17 protein-coding genes and 1 pseudogene are annotated in these 18,027 nt (G+C 40.1%); 9 read left to right on the plus strand and 9 right to left on the minus strand.

Annotated elements, in window-relative coordinates:
* Nucleotides 1–40 precede the first annotated feature (40 nt).
* The 4 genes from crtD (at nucleotide 41) to IQ276_RS03585 (ending at nucleotide 4,356) form a co-directional block, all read left to right on the plus strand.
* Nucleotides 41–1,246 carry a C-3',4' desaturase CrtD gene (crtD, locus tag IQ276_RS03570; protein WP_228043033.1) on the plus strand — a complete coding sequence of 402 codons (1,206 nt, stop codon included), beginning with the start codon at nucleotides 41–43 and terminating at the stop codon, nucleotides 1,244–1,246.
* Between the two features lie 450 nt (nucleotides 1,247–1,696).
* Nucleotides 1,697–2,296 carry a PEP-CTERM sorting domain-containing protein gene (locus tag IQ276_RS03575; RefSeq protein WP_193916695.1) on the plus strand — a complete coding sequence of 200 codons (600 nt, stop codon included), beginning with the start codon at nucleotides 1,697–1,699 and terminating at the stop codon, nucleotides 2,294–2,296.
* A gap of 272 nt (nucleotides 2,297–2,568) precedes the next feature.
* Nucleotides 2,569–3,675: a saccharopine dehydrogenase family protein gene (locus IQ276_RS03580; RefSeq protein ID WP_193916697.1), complete on the plus strand. Its 1,107-nt coding sequence runs from the start codon at nucleotides 2,569–2,571 to the stop codon at nucleotides 3,673–3,675.
* A gap of 297 nt (nucleotides 3,676–3,972) precedes the next feature.
* Nucleotides 3,973–4,356, plus strand: coding sequence for a hypothetical protein (locus IQ276_RS03585; RefSeq protein ID WP_193916699.1), 384 nt, complete (start codon nucleotides 3,973–3,975; stop codon nucleotides 4,354–4,356).
* Between the two features lie 213 nt (nucleotides 4,357–4,569).
* Here IQ276_RS03585 and IQ276_RS03590 read toward each other — a convergent pair whose 3' ends face one another.
* Nucleotides 4,570–5,868: a cation:proton antiporter gene (locus tag IQ276_RS03590; protein WP_235115393.1), complete on the minus strand. Its 1,299-nt coding sequence runs from the start codon at nucleotides 5,866–5,868 to the stop codon at nucleotides 4,570–4,572.
* Nucleotides 5,869–6,169: 301 nt separating this feature from the next.
* Between IQ276_RS03590 and IQ276_RS03595 the strand changes: the two genes are divergently transcribed.
* Both IQ276_RS03595 and IQ276_RS03600 read left to right on the plus strand, forming a co-directional pair.
* Entirely contained in the window at nucleotides 6,170–7,438 is a 1,269-nt protein-coding gene (locus tag IQ276_RS03595; RefSeq protein WP_193916704.1) for a tetratricopeptide repeat protein, read from the plus strand.
* Nucleotides 7,439–7,777: 339 nt separating this feature from the next.
* Nucleotides 7,778–8,860, plus strand: a complete 1,083-nt coding sequence (locus IQ276_RS03600) for an ATP-dependent 6-phosphofructokinase (RefSeq protein ID WP_190879374.1) — start codon at nucleotides 7,778–7,780, stop codon at nucleotides 8,858–8,860.
* A 126-nt stretch (nucleotides 8,861–8,986) separates the two neighbouring features.
* On the opposite strand, the gene IQ276_RS03605 is transcribed toward IQ276_RS03600, so the two are convergent.
* Nucleotides 8,987–10,108, minus strand: a complete 1,122-nt coding sequence (locus IQ276_RS03605; RefSeq protein WP_193916705.1) for a geranylgeranyl reductase family protein — start codon at nucleotides 10,106–10,108, stop codon at nucleotides 8,987–8,989.
* A gap of 605 nt (nucleotides 10,109–10,713) precedes the next feature.
* Between IQ276_RS03605 and IQ276_RS03610 the strand changes: the two are divergent.
* Together IQ276_RS03610 and IQ276_RS40875 are read left to right on the plus strand one after the other, a co-directional pair.
* A pseudogene (locus IQ276_RS03610) lies at nucleotides 10,714–11,532 on the plus strand (iron uptake porin); the annotation flags it as partial.
* Nucleotides 11,533–11,575: 43 nt separating this feature from the next.
* Entirely contained in the window at nucleotides 11,576–11,671 is a 96-nt protein-coding gene (locus tag IQ276_RS40875) for a hypothetical protein (protein ID WP_373690618.1), read from the plus strand.
* 337 nt (nucleotides 11,672–12,008) lie between these two features.
* Here the strand turns inward: IQ276_RS40875 and frr are convergent, their stop codons facing one another.
* The 3 genes from frr to IQ276_RS03625 form a co-directional block, all read right to left on the minus strand.
* Nucleotides 12,009–12,557, minus strand: coding sequence for a ribosome recycling factor (frr, locus tag IQ276_RS03615; RefSeq protein WP_193916707.1), 549 nt, complete (start codon nucleotides 12,555–12,557; stop codon nucleotides 12,009–12,011).
* Complete coding sequence (gene pyrH, locus IQ276_RS03620; protein ID WP_190879372.1) at nucleotides 12,544–13,272, minus strand: UMP kinase; 729 nt, start codon at nucleotides 13,270–13,272, stop codon at nucleotides 12,544–12,546. Before pyrH ends, frr begins: the two co-directional genes overlap by 14 nt.
* Nucleotides 13,273–13,343: 71 nt before the next feature.
* Nucleotides 13,344–13,886 carry a thioredoxin family protein gene (locus IQ276_RS03625; RefSeq protein WP_193916709.1) on the minus strand — a complete coding sequence of 181 codons (543 nt, stop codon included), beginning with the start codon at nucleotides 13,884–13,886 and terminating at the stop codon, nucleotides 13,344–13,346.
* A gap of 584 nt (nucleotides 13,887–14,470) precedes the next feature.
* Here IQ276_RS03625 and IQ276_RS03630 point away from each other — a divergent pair.
* The gene (locus IQ276_RS03630; RefSeq protein WP_235115394.1) at nucleotides 14,471–15,373 is read left to right on the plus strand and encodes an alpha/beta fold hydrolase; all 903 of its coding nucleotides are present in this window, start codon (nucleotides 14,471–14,473) and stop codon (nucleotides 15,371–15,373) included.
* 251 nt (nucleotides 15,374–15,624) lie between these two features.
* On the opposite strand, the gene IQ276_RS03635 is transcribed toward IQ276_RS03630, so the two are convergent.
* The 4 genes from IQ276_RS03635 to IQ276_RS03650 all read right to left on the minus strand — a co-directional run bounded on the left by IQ276_RS03635 (nucleotide 15,625) and on the right by IQ276_RS03650 (nucleotide 17,939).
* The gene (locus tag IQ276_RS03635) at nucleotides 15,625–15,807 is read right to left on the minus strand and encodes a hypothetical protein (protein WP_235115395.1); all 183 of its coding nucleotides are present in this window, start codon (nucleotides 15,805–15,807) and stop codon (nucleotides 15,625–15,627) included.
* Nucleotides 15,808–16,286: 479 nt separating this feature from the next.
* Nucleotides 16,287–16,442, minus strand: coding sequence for a hypothetical protein (locus tag IQ276_RS03640; RefSeq protein ID WP_193924190.1), 156 nt, complete (start codon nucleotides 16,440–16,442; stop codon nucleotides 16,287–16,289).
* Between the two features lie 533 nt (nucleotides 16,443–16,975).
* Nucleotides 16,976–17,125 carry a hypothetical protein gene (locus IQ276_RS03645; RefSeq protein WP_235115396.1) on the minus strand — a complete coding sequence of 50 codons (150 nt, stop codon included), beginning with the start codon at nucleotides 17,123–17,125 and terminating at the stop codon, nucleotides 16,976–16,978.
* Between the two features lie 628 nt (nucleotides 17,126–17,753).
* Nucleotides 17,754–17,939 carry a hypothetical protein gene (locus IQ276_RS03650; RefSeq protein WP_193924188.1) on the minus strand — a complete coding sequence of 62 codons (186 nt, stop codon included), beginning with the start codon at nucleotides 17,937–17,939 and terminating at the stop codon, nucleotides 17,754–17,756.
* Nucleotides 17,940–18,027: the final 88 nt, after the last annotated feature.

The following is an 18,027-nucleotide window of genomic DNA, read 5'->3' on the forward strand; positions in this document are numbered from 1 at the left end:
GTTTTTTGTTCGCGAGTGTGACTCGCGAACAAACTTCTTTTTGTCCAAAGTCCAAAACGTTTGGCGCGACCAAAAGAAATGGCAAGAGGAACGACAAAGGCAGTTTCCTGGTAGTGAACCATTCTGGCAATTAATGGCAACTTTATTTAATGCTAGCTGGGAATTTCAAGGACGCGACCCAGTGCTACCACCGCGTAATTTATGGGATTTCTGGCAGTTAACCCAAGCAGTACGTCCCAGTACATTAATTACTGTACCCTTCACTTTGTTGACGGTGGGAGATGCTTTGCGGTTATGTGGAGTGGGAAACGACCAACGACTGAGAACATTTTTAGATTTGCAACTGAAGTTGTATTCCCAAGTGAATGCAGAAGAAACAGCATTACTTTACGCCGCCACAGCCTTGAGTGTATCGCAACTACCCCAAGGATTATTTCATCTCCAAGGTAGTATGCAAGTATTAAGCGATCGCCTGGTAGAATCCTTAGAAAGAGATGGCGGCAAATTATTGATGCGCCACACCGTAGAACAAATCAAAGTAGAAAACGGCAAAGCCACCGCCGTCAAGATTAGAAATCAGAAAACTGGCGAAGTGTGGACAGAAGCAGCCGACCATGTAGTTAGCAACGTCACCGTACAAAACTTGGTGCAGTTGTTAGGAGAAAAAGCGCCGTCTGGTTATCAAAACAGAGTGGAAAAACTGCCCCAAGCATCCGGCGCCTTTGTGGTTTATTTGGGTGTAGACGCCAGCGCTATTCCCTTGGATTGTCCACCCCATCTACAATTTTTGTATGATGCCAATGGCCCCATTGGCGAGAATAATTCCTTATTTGTTTCCGTCAGTCATCCTGGAGATGGTCGCGCCCCAGAAGGTAAAGCCACAATTATCGCTTCCTCATTTGTCGATCCTACACCGTGGTGGCAAACTCAAGATTATCCAGGATTAAAACAAAAGTATACCCAACAAGCGATCGCTCGTCTTGCCCAATACTTTTATCTCAAACCAGAAACTATCATCCACGTAGAAGCCGCAACACCCCGCAGCTTTGCTCACTATACAGGCCGCGATCGTGGTATAGTCGGCGGTATCGGTCAAAGAATTTCCACTTTTGGCCCCTTTGGATTTGCCAATCGTACACCAATCGAACATTTGTGGTTAGTTGGTGACTCCACCCATCCCGGCGAAGGTACCGCAGGGGTGAGTTATTCGGCGCTTACAGTAGTCAGGCAAATTATTTTCTGCTAAAAGTTTATTCATGAAAAAATTACACCACTTTTTAACTAATTACACAATTATTCCTTGCTGTTAATAGTGGATAAAATACCTCGGATGAATTGTTATTATAAAATTTTCATAAAGTTACGCGGTTTCAAAATATTTAGTTGGCCTTATATGCAACATTAATAAATGTAATTTTTTTAATGCTCGCTACTAAACCTGCATTAGAGGTTTTGGCTTAATTGCCAACGTCCCTCTTCATAGCTCAATACGGTTCAGTTAAGGATAGGACTTACCCAAAGTTAAGAAATAACGAACCGCAAAGGGCGCAAAGGACACGAAGGAATAAGAGCAAGAGAGAGTTTTTGCACAAGTCCTGAAAGGTTTTTGGCGCTAACTGAACTGTATTGCTTCATAGCTAGATTCTGAGTAAAAGTAGCCAGTAGTTTTTTCTGTAACCAAAATTAATTTGAAAATATGAAATTATCTAAAATCTTGCAAACTTCTCTTGTTAGTAGTGCAGTTGCCGTCAGTCTATATGTAGGAGAGCAGTCAGCTTCTGCTGCTTCTTTTAGTGCAGAATATCCTTCTAGTAATTCAACAGTAATTGCAAGTTTAGGAGAAATTACGCCTGGTGAATTTGGATATTTTTGGTCTGTACAAAGAGGTGATAGTATTACAGAAACTTTTTCCGGGACTGGATTAAATTCTGTTGATAGTCTCGATCTAAATTTCAATATAAGCCAGAATTTTCTAGCACTTGATACATCAGTGTTATGGGATGTTCTTGTAAATGGCATTGATATTGGGGATTGGTCATGGAGTGATGCTGATGGGATAGGAAATTTTTCTCAATCATATATATTTCCTGAAATTATTGGGGGTGGCAATTACACTATTAGTATGAATGTTTTAAACGAAGTTCCCCGGGGTTTTGGATCAATAGCGATTCAAACCGGAACTGCTACCTTTTCTACAAAAGCAGTACCGGAGCCTAATTACATGTTAGGTTTAGTGCTAACTCTTGGGATGTTTGGAGTTACTTCATCTCTAAAACGTAAAGGCTATCTTAATTAAGTAAATTTGCGATGTTCGCTGAAGTTTTATACAAGATCATCACTAGAAAGCGATCGCGCTTTTTTTGAACAAGAAAGCAATATTGGCGTCAGTCGCAAAGCCGGAGGCACTCCGCCTCGGTTTTAAAACCCAGGGAGGTAGTATAATCGTCCTTTTAGCTACCTGTGTATCTGTAGGAAGAATTTGCCAAATGCGATAAATCACACCAATAACTGATGACAAAGGAGACACAAAACTGATGAAATAAAGTTGGTGTTGCTAATGCCGGAGTAATGACAGATAGAATTTTAATTCTTGGCGGACGTGGGCGCATTGGCAGCAGTGTTGCTCGTGATCTAGCTAACCACACGCAGGCACAAATTATAATTACTGGACGTTCTGCCGAGACTGCAAAGGACATTAATTTGTCTTCAGGGGGGCAAGTAGAGTTTTTAGTATTAGACCTAGCAGAAATTGATAAATTAAGAGGAGCGATCGCTAACTCTAATTTAGTGATCCACTGTGCAGGGCCATTTCACTACCGAGATACTAATGTTCTAGAAACTTGTATTGCTCAAGGCGTTAACTATATAGATGTCAGCGACCACCGTTCTTATACTAGTAAAGCTCTCAATTATCATCAACAAGCTGCTAGTGCTGGGGTGACAGCGATTATTAATACTGGCATTTTTCCTGGTATTTCTAACAGCATAGTACGTCAGGGCGTTGAACAATTCGAGCAACCAGAAAAGATCCATTTAAGTTATTTAGTTTCTGGTTCTGGTGGTGCTGGCATTACAGTAATGCGAACAACTTTTCTGGGATTGCAACATCCTTTTGAAGCTTGGATAAATGGAAAATGGGAGATAGTCAAGCCTTATAGTGAAAGAGAAGTAGTTGAGTTTCCACCTCCCTATAAAGGCAGTGGAGTTTACTGGTTTGATATGCCAGAAACCTTTACACTACCCAAAGCCTTTCCATCAGTGAAAACTGTAATTACTAAATTTGGCTCTGTACCCGATTTTTACAATCACCTCACTTGGATTGCAGCACATGTTTTTCCTAAGAGGTTAATGCAGCGTCGTTACATGATTGAATTTCTTTCTCATGTCAGCCATTTGATGACAGATGTCACCGATAGTTTTAGTGGCATTGGCGTAGCAGTTCGTTCAGAAGTTACAGGACAAAAAAATGGTGAAACAGCCGTTTATTGTTCAAATTTAGTGCATGAAAATACAGCAGGTGCTTCTGGTTGTGGTACTGGTAGTATTGCTCAGTTATTGCTAGAAGGTAAACTTAATAAACCAGGCGTTTTTCCTGTGGAAGAAGCACTACCAACAGATTTATTTGAATATACAATGCAAAGCCGAGGAATTAAAATTCATCACAATTGGTCATAGGTTAATACGTTTTTTTAACTTGTAGAGACGCGATTCATCGCGTCTTCTTCACCCAAGGATGTGTTCCAATGATTAATCTAATTGGTATTATAATCAAGAGTACGGCATCATCAACAATTTAAGGTGCGTTAGCCTTCGGCATAACACACCCTACATTTAGATCTACATCACAAAATTAATATACCCTGCGGTAGAAGGAAGAACTATACCTAAACAATTAGGATGCCTGTGAGCCTTGGATGTTAAATCTATTTATACATAACAGTGGCTCAATACAGAAAATTAGGAGAGTTCTTCATGCCCAAAATTCTATTAACCTTAAAGAAAGCTTTACGTTCAAGCTTCGTGATTGTTAGCTTGATGATTTTCATCAGCTTGTCTGGTTCATTCATTTTCATTCAGCAGGCTAGTTATGCAACTACTCTTGAAGAATTAAAGCTAATACCTCCAGAGTATAAACCTAACTCTGAAGAAAAAATTAACCGCGCTAACGAATACGATCCTGGTGTTGGCGTTCAAGAAGAAGCACGACAAGAGGCTTACGAACAAGCGGTAAAAGATTCTCAAAACCTTGGAACTATCGAGAAGGCTTACGAAAGAAATTTAAAGGCTGAAGGAAAGTCTGAGCCTAATTTACTTGATAAAGCTGGAGAGATAGTTGAAAAGGCGACAGGTAAGTAGAAAATAGTAGGAAAAACGAAGACAATCAGAATTTATTTACAAACAATTACTGAATTCAGAATTCTGATACCATCTCACGAAAATCTTGATACATATAGATTTACCGTAGGGTAGCACAGCTGTGCTACCCTACCAAGGTATTTGTATCAACTTTAAACTGAAATGGTATAACTGCTGAATTCTGAATTCTGAATTCTGACTCCTGTTTGATTGTTACTCAAACTCATCAATTGTATCAGGAGGAGTAGTCTTTGCATACTTGGCAATGCTACGTTCATACCACCCCATTAAGGGAGTTGCACTAATTCCATGTACAATTACAGAAACCACAATAGTAGTGTAAGTTATCCAGGAAATTTGTTCTGCAACTTCGCCTTCTAAGCCTTTACCAAACGCATAGGCAAGATAATATAAAGAGCCAACACCGCGAATGCCAAACCAACCTAATAACAAACGTGTTCCTGGGTTCAAGGTGCGGCGGTGAGAATATATAGGACGTTTTCCGATTGTACTAATCCAGACTCCTAAAGGTCGGATAATTACAAACAACAAAAATATTACTAACAAAGATTGAGCGGCATAGTTTAACATCGGTTTGACTAATAATATTGACCCCAATATCAAAATTGTCCCGACTTCTAACAGCTTTTCCATTCGCTCGATAAATTTTAATTGTTCTAGTGGTTTATCAGGATTTATGTAACTGCGCTGAACCACTAAACCAGCAACAAATACTGCTAAAAATCCATAGCCATTAACAATTTCTGTCAAAGAATAAGTTAATAAAATTGTAGCGATCGCCAGAAAATCTTCCATCAAATCATCAACTTGACGACGTTTCTGAATTTTTTGATCTAACCAAACTATTGCTTTAGCTACAACAAATCCCATGACAATGCCAGCAGCGATCGCCCAAATTAAATCAACTACAATCCACTGTTTAAACCAGTTGCCCCAGTTATCATCTTTAAGGGCATAAATCCCAAAATAAACAAACGGAAAAGCTAAAGCATCATTTAACCCACCTTCAGAAGTTAAACCAAAGCGTAACTCATCTTTATCCTTGACATCAGTCAATTGAACTTCGGAAGCTAATACTGGATCGGTTGGGGCGAGGATTGCTCCTAATAAAATCGCTTCTCCCCAATTCATACCTAAAAATAATTTACCCACAACAGCTAAGGCAAAAATTGAAATTGGCATTAAAAATCCAATTAGTCGGGCTGTAATTCCCCAAACTTCTAGCTTTAGAGGACGAACAATTTTTAAACCGCAGCTAAACACAGAAATAATTACTACCAATTCTGTGAGCTTTTGCAGTAATTCAGCGTTGAATGCTTGATCTCGACGTAGTTGAATCAGTCCGAAGCCGTAAGGCCCTAACAAAATGCCAACCAGTAGATAGATAATCGCAAAAGAAAGAGGTAATCGGGAAATCCAACCTGACCCCAAGGTGACCATTAGTAAAAGCAGACCAATTACAAATAGGTCAATAATATAGATATCTATCATATAGGAAACTATATAAAAATTCAGCCTTGCTTTGTCAGCTTAATTGCAATATCTTCTAATTAGAAATCACCTATAGGTAGATTTTAGAAAATAAATTCTTTTGAATTCTGACTCCTGAATTCTGACTCCTGAATTCTGACTCCTGAATTTGGAATTTTGCTGTAATTAACTAGATTCAGCGAAAATTACGAAATCAGGCAAAGCCAAGCTGAATACTTAAAATATCAAGAGTCAATCCATAGGTTAGGCTACAAAGCAAGCCTGCTCGAATTTAACTAGTTGAATCAAGCAAATAAACGCCATGAATGAAGAATTCTACAATAGGGGATTGGAAAAGGCAAAGCGAAAAGACTACGCTGGAGCAATTGAGGAATTTAGCCATGCTTTACAATTAACGCCTTACTTTATCGAAGCTTATTTGCAACGGGGTTTGGCATACTATGACTCAGGAGCATTCCTCAAAGCTGTTTCAGATTATACTGAGGCTCTGAAGCTCAATCCTGAGAGTGTAGAGGCTTATTATTGTCGTGCATTAGCAAGGCTGGCGCTGAAAAATTTGCCGGGGACATTGGAGGACGTTGAACGCGCTATTCGTTTCAATCTCAATTATGCTCCAGCTTATCAGCTGCGGGGAATGGTGCGGCGCAAACAGGGTTATATTCAAGATGCGATCGCTAACTTTAAAAAAGCTGCTGGGTTATATCTAGAACAGCAAGACAAAGAGAATTGTCGCCTGTGTCTGGAACAAATTAAACATTTACAACCCCAAGAATTACCTGCTGTACAGCAATCGCGTTCTCCAAGTGCGCCGATTTTATCGACAAAAGAATATTTTACGCAATTATTAGAAAAGGCTGAAAAAGGAGATACCCAAGAGGCACTAGCAGATTTAAACTGGGTATTGAAAGCCGATCCGCAAGATGCCCAAGCTTACTGCTGTCGTGGCGTTGTGCGCTGTAAAATGGGAAATTATCGAGAAGCGATCGCAGATCTTAATCAAGCATTGCGACTAAATTTTCAAGATGCCATCGTCTATCGCAACCGAGGTAAAGCACGTTCTGTGTTGGGAGATCATACTGGAGCGATCGCAGACCTGAATCAAGCACTCCAGATGCAACCTGAAGATGCCTTAGTCTATATTGCCAGAGGTAATGCCTATCGGGCAATGGGCAACTATCTCGGTGCAATTGAAGATTACACCCAAGCACTGCAAATCAATCCTAATGATGCTCAAGCTTACTACAATCGCGGTATTGCCTATTCTTGCATAGAAGAAATGCAAAATGCTGTGGAGAACTATCAACGCGCGGCGAGTATTTTTTGTGAACAAGAAGACTGGGGAAATTATCAACAAGTCTTAAGTAGCCTAGAAAAAATTCAAAAATTTAGTCCACAGTCCAAAAAGCAAAACTATAACTTACTGCGTCAGCGACTTCTGCGAATGGTGGGGGGATATTGGGAAATCGCCGAACGATTAATTGAGCAAAAGCAAGATTATTATCCTGGAATGTCAGACGAATGGTATTTGCAAAAAGTAATTGATGATTTAGAACGCGATCATGGTATGTGAATAGCTAGACATAGGGGCATGTTTCGATATAATTTTTCACGAAAAAGATGACATGAGCGCGTAACGCACCGCTATATAATATGGTGCGTTAGCCTACAGCGTAACACACCCTACAAAAGAATTACTTTATAAATGGTCTCTCATGTATGGCGCACCTTCATACAGAATTGGTATGACTAGAGAAGATTTTAAACATAGTTTGTTTTTGGATACAAAAGCAACATAAAATTACCTTGGCATTTACAGGGAGAGCTTTTGTTTGGGTTTAATCTATTACTAACTCAGGCTGAAGTTTAATCGACTACTAAATATATTTGGATCAAAATGTCAAGAAAAGATATGGGAGAACCCAAACGCATTGGAATTCTTACAAGTGGAGGAGATTGTTCTGGCTTAAATGCTGTGATTAGGGCTGTAGTAACTTGTGCGGTGAGTACTTATGGCTGGGAGGTTCTGGGAATTCGGCAAGCGACTCTCGGATTGATGGCGCGTCCGCCACAATTCACGAACTTGGAAATCGATCAAGTTGATTCCCTGTTAACTGCCGGTGGCACAATGTTGGGGACAACCAATAAAGGCGACCCTTTTGCTTTTCCAATGACGGATGGAAGTTTATGCGATCGCTCCGAAGAAATCATTGCAGGTTACCATGAACTAGGTTTAGACGCTTTGATTGGTATTGGCGGTGATGGTAGTTTGGCAATTCTCCGCCGCCTTGCACAACAAGGCGGTATTAACTTAGTTGGAATTCCCAAAACCATTGATAATGATATTGGCGTTACTGAACATGCCATTGGTTTTGATACAGCAGTAAATATTGCCACAGAAGCATTAGATCGGTTACATTTTACTGCTGCAAGTCATAGCCGAGTTATGATTTTGGAAGTGATGGGGCGTGATGCCGGACACATAGCTATAGCTGCGGGAATTGCTGGCGGAGCAAATGTAATTTTAATTCCAGAAATTCCCTACACAGTTGAACACATTTGCCACAAAATCAAAGAACGCCAAGAGAAAGGCAAAAACTATTGTTTGATTATTGTTTCCGAAGCAGTTCGCACCCAAGATGGGGAAAACGTCACGATTACAAATCGCTTAGGTCAATCTCGATATGGTGGAATTGGTGAATATTTAGCCGATGAAATTATTCAGCACATTGGTGTAGAAACGCGAGTCACCGTTTTAGGACACATTCAACGCGGTGGAACTGCTTCCCCCCTAGATAGATTAGTTGCCACAGCCTTTGGCGTAGCAGCAGTTAATCTGATTGCAGAGGGTAAATACGATCGCATGGTAACGTGGCAAAATCGCCAAGTATTAAGCGTACCAATTACAGAAGCGATCGCTCAATATAGCGCCGTCGATCCCAACGGTACTTTAGTTAAAACCGCCCGTGGTATGGGTATTTATTTGGGAGACTAGATGGAGCGGTTCCCATTCAGATGGGGTACAACATGATATCGCGAGGTGTAGGGGCACGGCAGTGCCGTGCCCCTACAGGTGTACCTTATTAGGTCAGGAAACGCTATAACTCCTAACTCAGCCCTCTCAATTGCTAAACCCAGGAATTAAATGCTTCAAGGCACGACCGGCAATATCGCCATAGCGGAGTTCTCCGCACATAATTTTACCCATGACTTGGGGAGCAGAGGGGTGCTTAATACCAACTTTGTAGCCAATGTTGGAAAATCGATAGAATGCTGTAGCTAATTTTTGCGCCCAAGCCATCTCAGTACCCCACTCTTGGTTAATGGCTTCGCTATATTTTTCTAAAGCGTTGGTGTCACCAGCAAGTGCTTCGTTAATGGTTGCGGCTGCGAGTAAACCGCTAAAAATTGAAGGGCGAATGCCCTCTGCTGTCATAGGATCGACTAGACAAGCAGCTTCCCCAGCTAAAACCGCGTTTTGAGTGTGCAGCTTTTGATTACCATCCCAAATACAAAGGGGATGACCATATTGCTTAGTGGTTTTGAGGTCTACATTTAATGATTTGGCGTACTCATCCAAAATCTTTTTAAAGTCCTGGGGTTGACGGCCAATAAAGGTTCCCACACCTATAGAATAACCATCAGCTTTGGGAAAGTTCCAAAGATAGCCGTTTTTTACTAAGCCAAACTCAAAATGAATTGTGGGTTTGTTTTCTGCGATACCAGGAACTTCTGCCTCTAAAGCTCCTGTGAGGAGACGTTTACGTTCTTTGAAACCTAGCCATTTTGCCATAGACCCTTTGGCACCATCAGCTGCGATTAAATAGCGACCTGTAACTGGGCCGTTAGCTGTGTTAACTTGCCAATAATTGCTTTGAAATTCGATACCAGTTACTTCAGTATTATCTTGGAGTTTAGCTCCTTGTTTCTCGGCTTGTTGGACTAAAAAATAATCAAAAACATCCCGCCGCACCATCCAAACTGGTTCTTTTGTGGCGATTTTCGTTTCCACAGGGTCACCTAGTTTCCAGGTAAAGCGAAGCAAGTCTGCTTTTAAAGAAATCGCTGGGCTAAAATCAAAGTCAAACCATTGAGCGATCGCTGGAGATACACCACCACCACAAGGTTTATATCTTGGCAGGGATTCTTTCTCTAAAATTAATACTGAGCGACCCTGCTTAGCTAAGTGATATGCCGCTGTCCCACCAGCTGGCCCAGCACCGACAATGATGCAATCGTACATAATGACTGAAATTTTGCTTCTCAATTAGTTTAAGCTAACGCGCCTACCATTACATATAGGGAATGGGGAATGGGGAATAGGGAATGCGTTTCTGATTGCTGGTCGCTACATATATAAAAATATGTAGGGTGTGTTATGGCGTAGCCTAACGCACCATCTGAAGGTTTTGGTGCGTTACGCCAATAACGCACCCTACGTATATTTCAAAAATCAAACATGAGTTGTAAAAAAATTGTAGGTTGGGTTAAACGAAGTGAAACCCAACACTCCGATCGATGTTGGGTTTCGTTTTGCTCAACTCAACCTACTACTAATGCACTATTTTAGCCTTGTCACGCTACTACATATATTTCAAAAATCAAATATGATTTCTATAGTTACTATAGATATTTTCAATGCTTCAAATATAATTATTAATACAATAAAAATTCTATATGAATGTTAATGTTAATTTTTTCTCTAAATAGTATTTACTAGATTTTAATATCTACGGTAATTCCTTACAGGAAGCAAAATTGTTTTGAGCAATCTACTTGAGAGTGCTTCAGAACTTTTAAATATCGTAGATAAATTTTCTTAATATTCTACATTTGTGAGGAGCATTCATGGCAAAGTATCTTCTAGCTTCTGCTAGTGGAGCTACTTTTTTGTGTTTAATTTACGGACTGTTACCTGTACAAGTACTAGCTAATTTAGTGCCAATAGTCGGCGAACAATCGATAAATAATCCTAAAAAATTAGCAATTTTAAATAACAAAGTTTCTCATCAAGTCAAGGTATTTAATAACATTCCCCTTCCTGACACTGCTGAAACTGAATTGATGATAGCTAATGATATTCAAGCAGAATCAACTACTATCAAAGACAAGCAAAAACCTCAAAATTCATCGGCATATAAATCGTTGCAGATATCAGACGACAAAGACAGATCCCAAGTAACATCTGTATCGCAATTGTCTGATGTGCAACCAACTGATTGGGCTTTTCAAGCATTGCAATCTTTAGTTGAGCGTTATGGTTGTATTGCTGGTTATCCTAATAGCACGTATCGTGGCAATCGTGCTATGACTCGTTATGAATTTGCTGCTGGTTTAAATGCTTGTTTAGAGCGAGTCAACGAACTCATCGCCACAGCAACTTCTGATTTAGTCAACAAAGAAGATTTAGCGACTTTGCAAAAATTGCAAGAAGACTTTGCTGCGGAACTAGCGACCTTACGGGGGCGAGTGGATGCAATAGAAACACGCACCGCAGAACTAGAAGCAAATCAGTTTTCCACTACTACCAAACTCAATGGTGAGGTAATTATTGCTGGGATAGGTGCTACAGGTGGCGCACCCGATAGAAGCGATCCTAATATTATCCTAGTAAATCGAGTTAGGTTAAACCTCAACACTAGCTTCACTGGGAAAGACTTATTAATCATTAGAAGCGTATTATCGCTTTAGGCTGACTGATAATATCAGCATTACTCCCGGCGCTTTTGTTTTGTTTAACCCTGAAGGTGACAGCAATAACGACACTACAACTGTAGGCGTACTCCGGACTACATTTACTTTCTAGATTTTTTTACAGGCCAGTCCATCATAACTACAGGCCAATGGGTCTGCGGTTATAGAATGGCCTGTATGAACATGACTGCTAAACCAAAATATGGGTCTGGGAAACTTTTGGCGATCTTGGTTGGGGGAAGACAGAGGGTAGAAGGCAAAAATCAGGAAAGCGATCGCTAACAGTCTTCTCCCATCTACCCTTGGTTGACTCAGAAGATGCTCCGCGTTACTCGGCGCTGACTCCGCGCCCCTCTGCGTTTAAAACCGCTACCAATTTCATCATTGTAAGAAAAAGGCTGAAGAATTTATTCATGATTCTTCAGCCTTTAGACTTTAGATTTTAGACTTTAAACAGTCGTGATGTCTTTTTCTTTTTCTGCCAACAATTCATCTATTCTGGCAGTGTATTTATTCGTCAGTTTTTGCAGTTTGTCTTGCTGATCCCGTGCTTCATCTTCAGAAATTTCCGTGTTTTTTTCCTGTTTGCGAATCGAGTCTATGGCATCACGACGAATGTTGCGAATGCTAACGCGACCTTCTTCAGCATATTTAGCAGCAAGTTTGACTAGTTCTTTCCGGCGATCGCTTGTCAAAGGCGGAATATTCAGCCGAATTACAGTACCATCGTTACTGGGTGTTAAACCCACATCCGAAAGAGAAATTGCTTTCTCAACGATATTTAAACTGCTGCGATCGTAGGGTTGAATGAGGATCGTTGTCGCATCTGGTGTGCTAATGTTTGCCAGTGATTTTAGCCCTGTAGGCGAACCGTAATAGTCCACCAAGACTTTATCTAGTAAACTCGCATTGGCGCGGCCAGTGCGAATTGTATTAAAAGCTCGTTGAGTTGACTCAACGGTTTTTTGCATCGTACTCTCAGCTTCAGCTAATTTCACAAGAACCTCCCACAAGGGTGCCGATGGTTTCTCCCATGACTGCTCGGTGGATGTTACCTCGCACCGTTAGGTCAAATACCAAAATTGGGATATTATTTTCTTTACACAAGGCAATCGCAGTACTATCCATTACCCGCAAATCATGAGCCAAAACATGGGCGTAGGTGAGGGTGTTATAACGCTTGGCGTCAGGATGAATATGAGGATCGGCATCATATATTCCGTCTACCTTGGTGGCTTTAAAAATCACTTCGGCATCAATTTCTGCGGCTCTTAATGCCGCAGTGGTGTCTGTAGTAAAAAAGGGATTTCCAGAACCAGCACCAAAAATTACCACCCGCCCTTTTTCAAGATGACGGATGGCACGACGACGAATATACGGTTCCGCTAATTCTTGCATAGCGATCGCAGTTTGCACCCGCGTTTGCACTCCTATTCGCTCTAGCGAATCTTGCATCGTCATGGCATTCATTACCGTGGCAATCATTCCTATGTAGTCAGCGGTTGCCCTGTCCATCCCCGCCGATGCTGCTTTGACGCCACGAAAAATATTGCCGCCGCCAACAACTATGGCCATTTGAGTTCCAGTGGCTGCTACCTCTGCTACTTCCTGGGCTATTTCTTTCACCACTTCTGGATCAATGCCATAGCCCATGTTACCCATTAAAGCTTCACCGCTTAGTTTGAGTAAAACCCGTCGGTAATTCGTTCCCATGAAGTTACGCTTTATCAAAAAAGTTGCAATTGCCTCCAATTTAAGATAGCAGTTACAGGGACTATCTATGTCTAGTTACGCCAAATCAATGTAGTACCTATTGGTTCTGTTTGTGGTATACCTATTTCTTGACCAGCAAACAAACAGGCGATCGCAGTTTTCAAATAATCCTCTCCCACAGATGACGGGTTTTGGGGGCGATCGTCAATTTGACCTTTGTAGCGTACTACACCAGTAGTATCTATCAAAAAAGCCATTGGTGTTTTTGTAGCCCCAAAACTACGGGTCACATCTTGGGTTGGGTCCCACAGGTAAGGGAAGTTCAACTTGTGACCCTGGGCAAAAGCTTTCATATTTTCAAAGGTTGAGCCTGAGTCGCTACCATTCATGCCAATTAGGGTAAAGCTTGAAAGAGCAAATTCGGCTTGAATGTTTTTGAGTCTATCTAGATACAAGTCTACATAAGGACAGTGGTTACAGATGAAAACGACGCCGACTGCCCGGAACTTCTCAAGATAACGGCTAAGATGGTGTACTTGACCATCAATTCCTGGGAGTTCAAAATCTGGTGCGTAGCTTCCGATGGGAGTATCAATTGTTTCTACTATATTCATCTTTTCTGGCTCGCAGAACTAGGAACAAGAAAAATATTGTTAAATTCAGCGTCAGTTTCCAGTTGCAAACCACCCCTTAGCCGATGCCTCATGTTCAACAATTTTATAAACGAAGTTGGCGATCGTAAATTGTGAAACTACTGAATCTAGCATTGATGCTAATTTGATCGCATTTAAAATGGTATGTTGACTGTATATCTTGCCTGGTAAGGAAAAGGCAATATTACTAGATTTGAAGTATCAAAAGTAGCATGGTTATCAAAGCTCAAGAATAGCATTACAGTATAAATGTGTGCCAACACGGCGAGAATTTGATTCAGATGACAGAAGTTGTGTTTATTAAAACTGACATAATCTAAGTTGTGAGTAAATTACCTTTATTAACAAGCTCAAGACTGCCTATGCTAGATAAAACTATTAGCATAACGCTAGTATTAGATGCCTAGAAGCTTTAGTGGTGTATGTCTAAGTTATCACCAGAGCAAAGGATTTAATTTTAAAATCTGATAAATTTTAGGCAAAATCAAAATAATTTTGCTTGAGTTTGCTGCTGAAAATCTTATATTGTGTTCATCAAATTTCCCATGACAACCTCAAGTTCAAAAACAGCGCTTACGTCTACAAAAACCTGGATTTGGCAAGGTTTTCCTATTTGCTATCAAACTCAAGGAACCACTGGGCCAGCTGTTGTTCTGGTGCATGGCTTTGGGGCTTCTTGGTGGCACTGGCGAAAAAATATTCCTGTATTGGCAGAGAATTGCCGGGTTTATGCCATTGATTTGATTGGTTTTGGCGCTTCAGCCAAACCCGAACCCGGTGAAAAAATTGCCTATACGCTAGAAACCTGGGGACAGCAAGTAGCAGATTTTTGCCGCGAAGTAGTGGGTGAGCCAGCTTTTTTAGTTGGAAATTCCATTGGCTGTATTGTAGCCATGCAAGCAGCGGTGAGTCAGCCAGATATTGCTTTGGGAGTTGCTTTGCTCAACTGTTCTCTACGGTTGTTGCACGATCGCAAACGGGTAACTTTACCTTGGATTCGTCGTGCAGGAGCGCCTTTACTGCAACGGGTGTTATCTATTAAACCAGTTGGCGAGTTCTTTTTCAATCAAGTCGCCAAACCGAAAACAGTCCGGAAAATTCTCCTCAAAGCCTATGCCAACGCAGAAGTAGTCACAGATGAATTGGTAGATATTCTGACTTCCCCAGCCAGCGATCCTGGTGCTGTGGCTGTGTTTCTTGCATTTACATCTTATTCCACAGGGCCGCTACCAGAAGACCTTTTACCGTTGTTACCTTGTCCGGCAATTATTTTGTGGGGAGCAGCCGATCCGTGGGAACCTATTGAATTAGGTAGAGAATTAGCGAATTATCCCCAGGTACAAAAGTTTATTCCTTTAGAGGGAGTGGGGCATTGTCCCCAAGACGAAGCGCCAGAGTTAGTTAATCCGATTTTACAGGATTGGATTTGGGAGCGATCGCCAGTGTGAGATTCAGGTAATTATTAACTGCAAGTTTACAGAAAATTGGTATAAAACAAAAGCCCGTTAAAACAAACGGGCTTTTTCATGTTTAAAGCTTAGTCTAAAGCACGGAATACGGAGCTACCCAGTTGTTCTGCCCTTTATTGCAAACTCCGGCTTCGTTAGCAACTGTTGGTTTTTTGACCTTGGGAGTGGAAAACCTTGTTGCAAGCATTCCAGACGGCAAAAAGTGCAAGTTAAATGGGCGACAGTTTAGTTTACCACCAGCGTCTGCGGCCGCGACCCCAACCGCCGCCCCAACCGCCGCCCCAGCCTCCGCCCCAGCCCCGGCCGCCACCCCAGCCGCGGTTTCCTCCAGCTAAAAGCTCTTGTTGCTCTTTTGATAGCTCGACAAGCAAATCAGACGCGATCATTTGATTTGAAATCATTATGTACCTCACTTGCTTACTTAACCTGAAAAGAATATGGAGGTGATACAAATAAATGTTGAAACAACATCAATATTTACCACCTATTGTTTATTATTAATAACTATATTTTATATAAATTAATTCTTCTAAGGTTATAAAAAAAAATAGCTAAATATCTAACCTCTGGTTCATGCTTAATACTATCTAAAATTGAATGAAAATTTTAATAACGACGTTTTATATTGCTTTTATTGTGTAAAGATTCAGATGTAGGTTGGGTTGAGGAACGAAACACAACAAAATCTTGAGGATGTTGCAATACTTGTCGGGTTTTGGGGAAAAGGGGAAGGAAAAACCTTTAACCTTTAACCTTTTCCCCAAACCAAATTCTGAGTTAAAAATGCTTTACCCGAGCAATATTGGAGGATGTTGTGTTTCTCTGTCGATCAACCCAACCTACTTTTTATCTTTGATTTCTAGGGGACTACCCACCCCGTAGCTTTGCCGATTTAGTAATTGTAATAAGGGTAGCAGGTGTAAGCATTCCCGTACTCGTCGTAAGCAGTATAATAGTCGTCACCACCGTAATATCCTCCAGCTAGAAGCTGTTGTTCTTCTGTCGATAACTCCGTCAAAAGCTCAGATTTGATGATTTGCTCTGACATGATTGTTAGCCTCATTTTACGATGTATATAGGTGTATATTACCTATGCTTTTATGTTAAATCTTTTTGAGAAATTTTCCACGTTCAAAAGTGATAGAATGTGTAAATATAATTTATTTCTTTTGAATGAGGAAACGTATCATGAACTAAATAAGTGTCAACTTTTAATTCACTCTTAATTTGTACTTATAAATAAGTAGCACCCATGCTGGCAAAATACCTTTATGGGTGCGAAATTAATGCTGTAGTTTTGAGTTGTTTTCCAGATGATGTTTGTTAAGTAGTTAAAACTCTTTGCATTTTAATGAAAAGAGGCAGAAAAGTAAGCTCTACATATAGCAGTTTATCTTCGGAGTTCTCAACTGGTAATGTACTAGCTTAAAAACACATAATAGACTGCTAAAACTCTTTCAAAATTAGATTGATTTTGAGTAAGTTATGTGAGTCTTTTCTTTTCCACACTAATTAAAAATTTCAACTACTAGACCACCTAGTCCTTACTTAGCTTTTCCAGACTTACTGCAAGCGGGATTGTTAATAGTATTTCTTTTTAGCCTTCCCGTAGTAGTAGTAGTCTTCGTCTTCAGGAAGAAAGTACAAGTAATCTGCTCCACCTGCTAAAAGTTGTTGTTCCTCTGTGGATAGCTCCACAAGTAAATCAGACATGAGAATTTTATTTGACATAATGCTTGACCTCACTTACTTTTATAGGTCTTCGACACTTATGTAGAAAAATTAAATCATAAGTGTTGTATACCTACACTTTTATTTATAAGTTTATATATTCCAAAATTCATTATCCTAAAGTTAGATAAATCCAGAAATAAAAATGCTAAATATCTAACTTTAAGTTGACAAAAAATAGGATAATTATTTTGGTGTTTACTATGAAAAAAATAGAAATACTTTTAATAAAAATATTTCACCTATATCAATATTATAAATAATCGTATGTGTTAATTTTAATTACAATCATTCATAGTATAGTGCTAAATAAATAGCACTAATCGCGGTAAAGTACCTTGATCGGTGCTATTTATAACTACAGCATTAAATTTTACTCTCAAAGAGGTACTGATCAATTAGTCAAAACTATCTGTCTTTGGAGTCAAAACTGAATAGAAAAGTAAGGACTTTACTTGTACTTGGCAGTTTCTTTTCTGTTCTCTGGTTTGTTGATTTAATGCTTCAAGAGAATATAGGAGACTAGCAAAACTCAATACCTGATTAATCTTGAGTAAATTGTGTGAGTATCCTAGCTTCTCTCACTAATTGCAAAGTACGTTTGACAACAAACCTATTGGGTAGTTTCTTAACCTTCAGGTGGATTATTTCTCAGTTCTTCAATGAGAGTGGTATTATCTGTTGTCTTCTTTTTTTCTTTTTTGGTTTCTCCTGTGTCATTATCATTACCATCATCTGCTCCGCCGGCTAAAAGCTGTTGTTCCTCTGTGGATAATTCCACAAGTAAATCAGATGCGATCATTTTATTGGACATAAATTATTCACCTCACTTACTTACATAGGTGGATAACACCTATGCTTTTATTATTAATTAATCATATTCATTTTTAATGCATCTAAAG

It is taken from the genome of Desmonostoc muscorum LEGE 12446, from assembly GCF_015207005.2.
In the GTDB taxonomy this organism is placed as follows: domain Bacteria; phylum Cyanobacteriota; class Cyanobacteriia; order Cyanobacteriales; family Nostocaceae; genus Nostoc; species Nostoc muscorum.